At 69.4% G+C, this 8,097-nt stretch carries 5 protein-coding genes and 1 pseudogene; 3 read left to right on the forward strand and 3 right to left on the reverse strand.

What is annotated here, in order from left to right:
- The 3 genes and pseudogenes from VML93_RS13670 to VML93_RS13680 all read right to left on the reverse strand — a co-directional run.
- Positions 1-441 (reverse strand): annotated as a pseudogene (locus VML93_RS13670) (phosphoketolase); the annotation flags it as partial.
- A 46-nt stretch (positions 442-487) separates the two neighbouring features.
- The gene (locus tag VML93_RS13675; protein ID WP_325611350.1) at positions 488-1,336 is read right to left on the reverse strand and encodes an SDR family oxidoreductase; all 849 of its coding nucleotides are present in this window, start codon (positions 1,334-1,336) and stop codon (positions 488-490) included.
- 88 nt (positions 1,337-1,424) lie between these two features.
- Positions 1,425-2,327, reverse strand: a complete 903-nt coding sequence (locus VML93_RS13680) for an undecaprenyl-diphosphate phosphatase (RefSeq protein WP_325611352.1) — start codon at positions 2,325-2,327, stop codon at positions 1,425-1,427.
- Between the two features lie 61 nt (positions 2,328-2,388).
- On the opposite strand from VML93_RS13680, the gene VML93_RS13685 reads away from it, so the two are divergent.
- The 3 genes from VML93_RS13685 to VML93_RS13695 all read left to right on the forward strand — a co-directional run.
- Positions 2,389-4,737, forward strand: coding sequence for a CoA transferase (locus VML93_RS13685; protein ID WP_325611354.1), 2,349 nt, complete (start codon positions 2,389-2,391; stop codon positions 4,735-4,737).
- Between the two features lie 50 nt (positions 4,738-4,787).
- Positions 4,788-6,272: an acetyl-CoA acetyltransferase gene (locus VML93_RS13690; protein ID WP_325611356.1), complete on the forward strand. Its 1,485-nt coding sequence runs from the start codon at positions 4,788-4,790 to the stop codon at positions 6,270-6,272.
- 58 nt (positions 6,273-6,330) lie between these two features.
- Positions 6,331-8,097, forward strand: a 1,767-nt coding sequence (locus tag VML93_RS13695; RefSeq protein ID WP_325611357.1) for an NAD-dependent epimerase/dehydratase family protein, incomplete at its 3' end; no start/stop codon positions are given.

An 8,097-nucleotide genomic window follows, 5' to 3' on the forward strand; every position in this document is an offset into this window, starting at 1 on the left:
GCCGAGTTCGCCGCCTTCGTGGATGGACCCCGGGGTCTGGGCGGCGACGTGGCTGGGGATGCCGCCCGGGAACGAGAACTGGCGGAACAGCTGACGCATGCCGTCGGTGTTCTCGCCGATGCCGCTGTACACCTCGCTGTAGGTGCCTTCGAGGTAGGCATTGGCGACCAGTCCCGGACCACCGTGACCGGGACCGGTGACGAAGATGACGCTGGCGTCGCGGTTGCGGATGATCCGGTTGAGGTGGGCGTAGATGAGGTTGAGCCCGGGCGTGGTGCCCCAGTGACCCAGCAGCCGGGGTTTGACGTGCTCGGCCGACAGCGGCTCGGCCAGCAGCGGGTTGTCCAACAGATAGATCTGCCCGACCGAAAGATAGTTGGCGGCACGCCAATAGGCGTCGATGAGGGCCAGTTCGTCGTGGGAAAGGGTTTCTGGGCTCATCCGGCCGATTCTCCCGGCCTTGGGTGAACGGCGCGCTAAGTGGTGCTCACTCGTCGCCGCGGGCCCGGGCTTCGTAGGCTTTGCGCTTCTCGACGTCGACGTCGTCGGTGAAGACGTGCTCGCCGCCGAGGAGGCGGTTCAGGCCTTCGCGAACCACCCGCGGCATGAAGACCTGCGACGCGACCATCGCGCCGGCCGCCTTGGTGACCCGCACCCGCGGCTTGGGGTGCGCGATCAGCCCGACGATCGCGTCGGCGATGTCGCCCGGCTCCGCGTTCTTGAACCCCTTGGCCCCGTGGGTGCCGGCGGTGAGCTCGGTGTTGACGAACGTCGGCGACACCATCGAAAACTTCACCCCGGCCTTGCGGTACTCGAGCCGTGCCGAGTCGGTGAACGCCACCACCGCGTGCTTGCTGGCGCAGTAGGTGGCCAGCCCGACGGCATAGAGCTCGCCGGCCAGCGAGGCGACGTTGATGACGTGCCCGCGGCGCCGGGGCACCATGCGCTGCACGGCCAGCTTGCTGCCCAGGATCACGCCGTAGACGTTGATGTCCAGGATGCGCCGGGTGACCGCGTCCGGCTCGTCGATGATCCGGCCGACCGGCATGATGCCAGCATTGTTGACCAGCACGTCGATCGGGCCGAGTTGGCGCTCCACCTGGTCCAGGAAATCCGAGAACGACTCCCGGTCGGTGACATCGAGCTTGCCGTACACCTCGAGGCCCAGGTCGGCGCCCGACTCCTTCACCGTCGCCTCGTCGATGTCGCCGATCGCAACCTTGGCGCCCAGCTTGTGCAGTGCGGTCGCGGTGGCCAATCCGATGCCCCGGGCGCCTCCCGTGATCACGACCACCTTGTCCCGGACCCTCAGACCCACGGATGCGCTATCGGCCATTTTCGTCCCTCCGGGATCTTGACGGGTGTCAACTTGCGATTCGGTAAGCACAGCACGCGACTGTCAGCCTGCGCAACAACCCTGTGGTTCAGTGCAGGGTGAGCCACGCCAGGCTGGCGGCACCGACCAGCACGCAGTAGATGGCGAACGGTGTGAGGGTGCGGGTTTGGAAGTACCGGGTGAGGTACCGCACCGCCAGGTAGGCGCAGATAAACGAAGCGACGCTGCCGGCCACCACTTGGCCGCCGATCCCCGTCCCCATCGGCCCTAACAAATCGGGGATCTTGTACACGCCGGCGGCCAGGATGATGGGCGTCGCCAGCAGAAACGAGAAGCGGGCTGCGTCTTCGTGCGACAGACCCCGCCACAGGCCTGCCACCATGGCGATGCCGGACCGACTGATGCCAGGCAGCAGCGCCAGAACCTGGCTGGAGCCGACCAGCGCACCACGACCGATGGGCATTTGGGCGAGCCGGTTGTCGCTGGCCTCGCCGGTGTGTTCCTGATGCTGGTCGTCAGCCCCGGGCGCGGCGCGGCGGCGCAACACCTCGCCGGCGTACATCACGGCGCCGTTGACGATCAGGAACACCGCGGCCGGGATGGGCTTGCCCAGCGTGGTGCGGAAGAGGTGTTCGAGGGTCACGCCTGCCAGCCCCACCGGAATTGTGCCCGCCACGATCAGCCAGGCCAGCCGCTCGTCGGGACTCTGGATGCGCCGATACCGCACCGAGGAGACGAATCCGGACACGATGCGCAGCCAGTCACGCCAGAAGAACAACAGCAGGGCGGCGGCGGTGGCGACGTGCAGGCCGACGATGAACGCCAGGTACGGCGAATCGGGAGTCGAGACGTTGAGGTCCTGGGCCCACTGCCCGCCCACCAGGGCCGGCACCAGCACCGAATGCCCGAGGCTGGAGACCGGGAAAAGTTCGGTGACGCCCTGGAACGCGCCGACGAGAACGGCCTCGACGTAGCTCAAGTGAGCGGTCATCCCTTGGTTGCCTCCATCCCCGCGTGCGCCGGCCTGTGACGATAACCGACGTGGGTACGGTGTGCAGGTGGCCGACCGGTTGCTCGACGCCGTGCGCGTCCTCGACCTGTCCGACGCCACCGCCGACGTGGCGACCCGCCTGTTCGCCGACCTCGGTGCGGACGTGCTCAAGGTGGAACCTCCCGGCGGCAGCCCCGCACGCACCGCGCTGCCGACGCTGGCCGGACTGAGTCTGCCGTTCGCCGTGCACAACGCCAACAAGCGCAGCGTGGTGCTCGACCCGCTCGACGCAACCGACCGCCAGCGCCTCCTGCACCTTGCCGAGGGTGCCGACATCGTCGTCGACAGTGGCCGGCCGGGGCTGGCCGCGTCGTACGGGACGTCGGGTGCGGAGTTGGCCGACCGCTACCAGCACCTGGTCGCGTTGTCGGTCACCGACTTCGGCGCGACGGGTCCACGGTCGTCATGGCGCGCGACCGACCCGGTGTTGTATGCGATGTCGGGCTCGCTGTCCCGCTCGGGTCCCACCTCCGGCACCCCGGTGCTGCCGCCGGACGGCATCGCGTCGGCTACCGCCGCGGTGCAGGCCGCGTGGTCCGCGCTCGTTGCCTATTACAACAGATTGCGTTGTGGTACAGGCGATTACATCGATTTTTCGCGCTTCGACGCGGTGGTGATGGCGCTCGATCCGGTGTTCGGGGCGCACGGCCAGGTCGCTGCCGGGCGGCGCGGGGCCGGGGAGTGGCGGGGCCGCCCGAAAGACCAGGACACCTACCCGATCTATCGATGCCGGGACGGCTACGTCCGGTTGTGCGTGATGGCCCCGCGGCAGTGGCGCGGCCTGCGTCGCTGGTTGGGCGAGCCGCACGAATTTCAGGACCCCGAATACGACCTGCTCGGCGCACGCTTCGCCGCCTGGCCGCAGATCGGCGTGCTGGTCCAGGCGCTGTTCGCCGAGCAGACCATGAGGGAGCTCGTGACCACCGGGCAAGCGCACGGCGTGCCGATTTCCGCCGTGCTGACCCCGTCCCGGATCCTGGCGTCCGACCATTTCCAGGTTGTGGGCGCGATCACCGACGCCGAACTCGCGCCCGGCGTCCATGTCGAGGTGCCGACCGGGTATTTCGTCGTCGACGGGCAGCGCAGCGGTTTCCGGACGCCGGCACCCGCCGTCGGGCACGACGAACCGCGCTGGCGGGCCGCCGCGGCGCCGGTGCCCGCACCGTCGGGCAAGGTGGGCGACTACCCGTTTGACGGGCTGCGGATCCTCGATCTGGGCATCATCGTCGCCGGAGGCGAGGTAGGCCGGCTGTTCGGCGATCTCGGCGCCCAGATCATCAAGGTCGAAAGCGCCGATTACCCGGACGGGCTGCGGCAGTCACGCGTGGGCGCCGCCATGAGCGAGTCGTTCGCCCGGACCCACCGCAACCACCTGGGACTCGGCCTGGACCTGCGCAACGCCGCGGGCAAGGAGATCTTCGGCGAACTGGTCGCCAAGGCCGACGCGGTGTTCGCCAACTTCAAGCCGGGAACCCTTACCGCACTTGGCTTTAGCTACGACACACTGCGTTCGCTCAATCCGCGGATCGTGCTCGCCGGCAGCAGCGCCTACGGTAACCAGGGGCCGTGGAGCAGGCGGATGGGTTACGGCCCGCTGGTCCGCGCCGCCACCGGTGTCACCCGGCTCTGGACGTCCGACGAAGCGCGCGACGAAAGCTCTCGGCAGGCCTTTTACGACGCGACGACGATCTTCCCCGACCACGTGGTCGGGCGGGTCACGGCCATCGCGGCGCTGGCCGCGCTGATCCACCGCGACCGGACCGGCCGCGGCGCCAACGTCCACATCTCCCAGGCCGAGGTCGTCGTCAACCAACTGGATGTCCACTACGTCGCCCAGGCCGCCCTGGGCGCGGGCAGCGCCGACATCCGCGATGACACCAGCGTGCACGCGGTGTATCCGTGCGCCGGCGACGACGAATGGTGCGTCGTGTCGATCGGGTCGGACGACGAGTGGCGTGGTGTCAGATCGGCGTTAGGGCAGCCCGAAGTGGCCGATCGGCACGAGCTGGTGGCGCTGCTGTCGGCCTGGACGCGAACCCGCGGCCCGGTGCAGGCGGCCGAAGCGCTGCAGGCGGCCGGGGTGCCGGCCGGTCCGATGAACCGGGCGCCCGACCTGCTCGACGATCCACAGCTGGTCGAACGAAACGTGTTCCGCGACATGGTGCATCCGCTGATCGAGCATCCGCTGCCCACGGAGACGGGACCCGCGCCGTTTCGGCACATCCCGCCGGCGCCGCAGCGCCCGGCGCCGCTGCCCGGTCAGGACACCCGCGACATCTGCCGCGACGTGCTCGGGTTGGGCGCCGGGGAGACCGAGCGGCTGATCACCGCCGGAGCGCTGTTCGCCTAGCGACGTCAGGCCGTGCCCGGCCCGCAACCTGGCCGCGATAGGTTCGACCCATGCCAGTCGACCCCAGGACGCCGGTGCTGATCGGCTACGGCCAGGTCAACCATCGCGGCGAGATCGACCCCGAGACGCGGTCCGTGGAACCGGTCGACCTGATGGTCGCCGCGGCCCGGGAGGCGGGCGACGCCCAGGTTCTCGAAGCCGTCGACTCGGTCCGGGTGGTAAACATCCTGTCGGCGCAATACCGGGATCCCGGGCTGCTGCTCGGCGAGCGGATCGGCGCCGGCAACTTCACCACTCTCTACAGCCCGGTCGGCGGCAACGTGCCGCAGTCGCTGGTCAACCAGGCCTGCCTGGACATCCAGCTGGGTCGCGACGGCGTGGTGCTGCTGGCCGGCGCCGAAACCTGGCGCACCCGCAGAGGGATGCGGGCCAAAGGCAGCAAACTGGTGTGGACGGCGCAGGACGGATCGGTCCCGATGGCCGAGGTGGCCGGGGACGACGTGCCGATGGCCGGTGACGCCGAAATCAGGATCAAGCTAGATCGCCCGGCCTACGTGTACCCGCTGTTCGAGGAGGCGCTGCGGATCGCCAACGGCGAATCGATCGAAGACCATCGCGGCCGTATCGCGGAGCTGTGGGCGCGCTTCAACGCCGTGGCGGTCGACAATCCGCACGCCTGGATCCAAAAGCCGGTGACCGCCGAGGAGATCGCTCAACCCGGCCCGCAGAACCGGATGATCAGCTGGCCCTACACCAAGCTGATGAACTCCAACAACATGGTCGACCAAGGCGCCGCGCTGATCCTGACATCGGTCGAGCAGGCCAAACAGCTGCAGATCCCGGCCGAGCGCTGGGTTTACCCACAGGCCGGCACCGACGCACACGACACCTCCGCCATCGCCGAGCGTGCCGAGTTGCACCGGTCGCCGGCCATCCGGATCGCCGGCGCACGGGCCTTGGAGCTGGCCGGCCTGACGGTCGACGACATCGACTACGTCGACCTGTACTCGTGCTTCCCGTCCGCCGTTCAGGTCGCGGCCGCCGAACTCGGCCTCAGCGTCGACGATCCCGGTCGTCCGCTGACCATCACCGGCGGACTGACCTTCGCCGGCGGCCCGTGGAGCAACTACGTCATGCATTCCATCGCCACCATGGCCGGGCTGCTGGTCGCCAATCCGGGGCGGCGCGGCCTGATCACCGCCAACGGCGGCTACCTGACCAAGCACAGCTTCGGCGTCTACGGCACCGAGCCACCCGATTCTTTTCGTTGGGAGGATGTGCAGTCCGCGGTGGACCGTGAACCCACCCGGAAGGGCCTGGTCGAGTGGGAGGGCGCCGGGACGGTCGAGGCCTGGACGACTCCGTTCAGCCGGGACGGACAACCGGAACGGGTATTCCTGGCCGTGCGCACACCCGAGGATGCCCGCGTGCTGGCGCTGATCGCCGACCCCGCCGCCGCTGAGCTGTCGATTCGTGAAGATATCGCCGGCGCCAAGGTTGCCGTCAGCGCCGACGGCACGGCGACGCTGAGCTAGCAAAAGAGGCGCGGACCAGGCGCAGGTGCCTATTGTCGAGGTTGGGAGGTGAGTCGGAGTGCGGATCCTGCTAACCGGGGCTACCGGAGCAGTCGGCCGACTCGTGGCGCGGCACCTGATCGCGGCGGGGCATTCGGTCAGCGGCATCGCGCAGCGCCCACACGAGTTCATGCCTCCCCAGGTCGACCTTGTTTGTGCTCCACTGAGCGATCCCGTCCTGCAAGATCTGGCTGAGGACACCGACGCGGTGATCCATCTCGCTCCGGTGGACACCACCGCCCCTGGTGGCGAGGGCATCAACGGCGTCGCGCACGTCACCCACGCGGCCGCCCGCGCCGGCGCCCGGTTGCTCTTCGTCTCCCAGGCCGCAGGACAGCCCGAGCTGTACGGGCCGGCGGAAACGCTGGTGTCCACCAGTTGGGGGCCAAGCCTGGTCGTCCGGATCGCACCGCCGGTCGGCCGCCAGCTCGACTGGATGGTGTGCCGCACCGTGGCCACGCTGCTGCGCACCAAGATCTCGGCGCGGCCGATGCGGGTGCTGCACCTCGACGACCTGGTCCGGTTCCTGGTTGCGGCGCTGAGCACCGACCGCACCGGCGTAATCGACCTGGCTACCCCGGACACCGTCAACATGATCACCGCGTGGCGGTTGCTGCGCGCCGTTGACCCGCGGTCGCGGGTACACCGGGTGCGACCCTGGGCCGAGCTGTTCCCCGAGATGGATATCGCTGGGGTGCAAGAGGATTGGCCGTTCAGCTTCGGCTGGCAGGCCGGCGAGGCAGTGGTCGACACCGGGCGCGGTCTGGTGGGCCGGCGACTCGACGCGGCCGGCGCCACCTACCACTCCGGTCAACTCGCGCTGCCGGTGGAGCCGCTCCCGCGGGCCGCGCCGTCCGACGAATTGCGCTCCGCGGCGCCCGACGGGCTGGAGGGTGAGTTCGACGACCGGATCGACCCGCGGTTCCCGGTCTTCAGCGCGACCAGCCTGGCCGAAGCGCTGCCGGGTCCATTGACGCCGATCACGCTGGATGTCCAGATGAACGGATTGCGCACGGCCGGCAGGGTGATGGGTCGGGTGCTGGCACTGGGCGGCGTCGTCGGCGACGAATGGGGGAGTAGGGCCTTCGCGGTGTTCGGTCATCGCCCCTATGTCGGGGTCTCGGCCAATGTCGTGGCCGCCACCCAGCTGCCCGGCTGGGACCAGCAGGCCGTTACCCAGCGTGCACTCGGCGACCAGCAGCGGAGCACCGAACTCCTGCCGTTCGGCCGGCCCCAACTGGCGGGCGGACCGCTCGGGTCGGTCGCCAAAGCGCTCGTCACCGCGCGGTCGCTGGCCCTGTTGCGCCATCTGCGGGCCGACACTGCGGCCTACAGTGCGGCCGCGACCGCCGAGCACCTGGATGCCGCGCAACTGGCGTCGCTGCCCGACGCCACTCTGCAGGTGCGGATACCGTTGCTGCGGGATCGGATTCACCAGGGCTGGGTCCACACCGCGCTGTGGGTGATCGACAGCGGCGTGACCGCGGCGGCGCTACAGCACACCAGCGCCGGCGAACACCTGTCCGGGGTGAGCACGATCATGGAAAGCGGCCGCATCGCCGCGGTGACCGCGGAGTTGGCGGCGGTGTTGCGCCGCGACCCACAACTTCTCGCGCTGGCGCGCAGCGGCGACCTGGACGGCCTGCGGGTGTTGTTCCCGAACACCGCCGGCAACTTCGATGCGGCCATCGCCTCCGTCGGCCATCGTGGGCCGGGCGAAGCCGAGCTGGCCAGCCCGATGTTCGCCGACAATCCGGCGCCGCTGCTGATGGCGGCCGCCCACGCC

The organism is Mycobacterium sp., from assembly GCF_035499775.1.
GTDB lineage: Bacteria > Actinomycetota > Actinomycetes > Mycobacteriales > Mycobacteriaceae > Mycobacterium.

Coding starts and splice junctions, on each gene's coding strand:
- VML93_RS13675 (WP_325611350.1), bottom strand. CDS start 1,336: ATGGCCGATAGCGCATCCGTGGGTCTGAGGGTCCGGGACAAGGTGGTC.
- VML93_RS13680 (WP_325611352.1), bottom strand. CDS start 2,327: ATGACCGCTCACTTGAGCTACGTCGAGGCCGTTCTCGTCGGCGCGTTC.
- VML93_RS13690 (WP_325611356.1), top strand. CDS start 4,788: ATGCCAGTCGACCCCAGGACGCCGGTGCTGATCGGCTACGGCCAGGTC.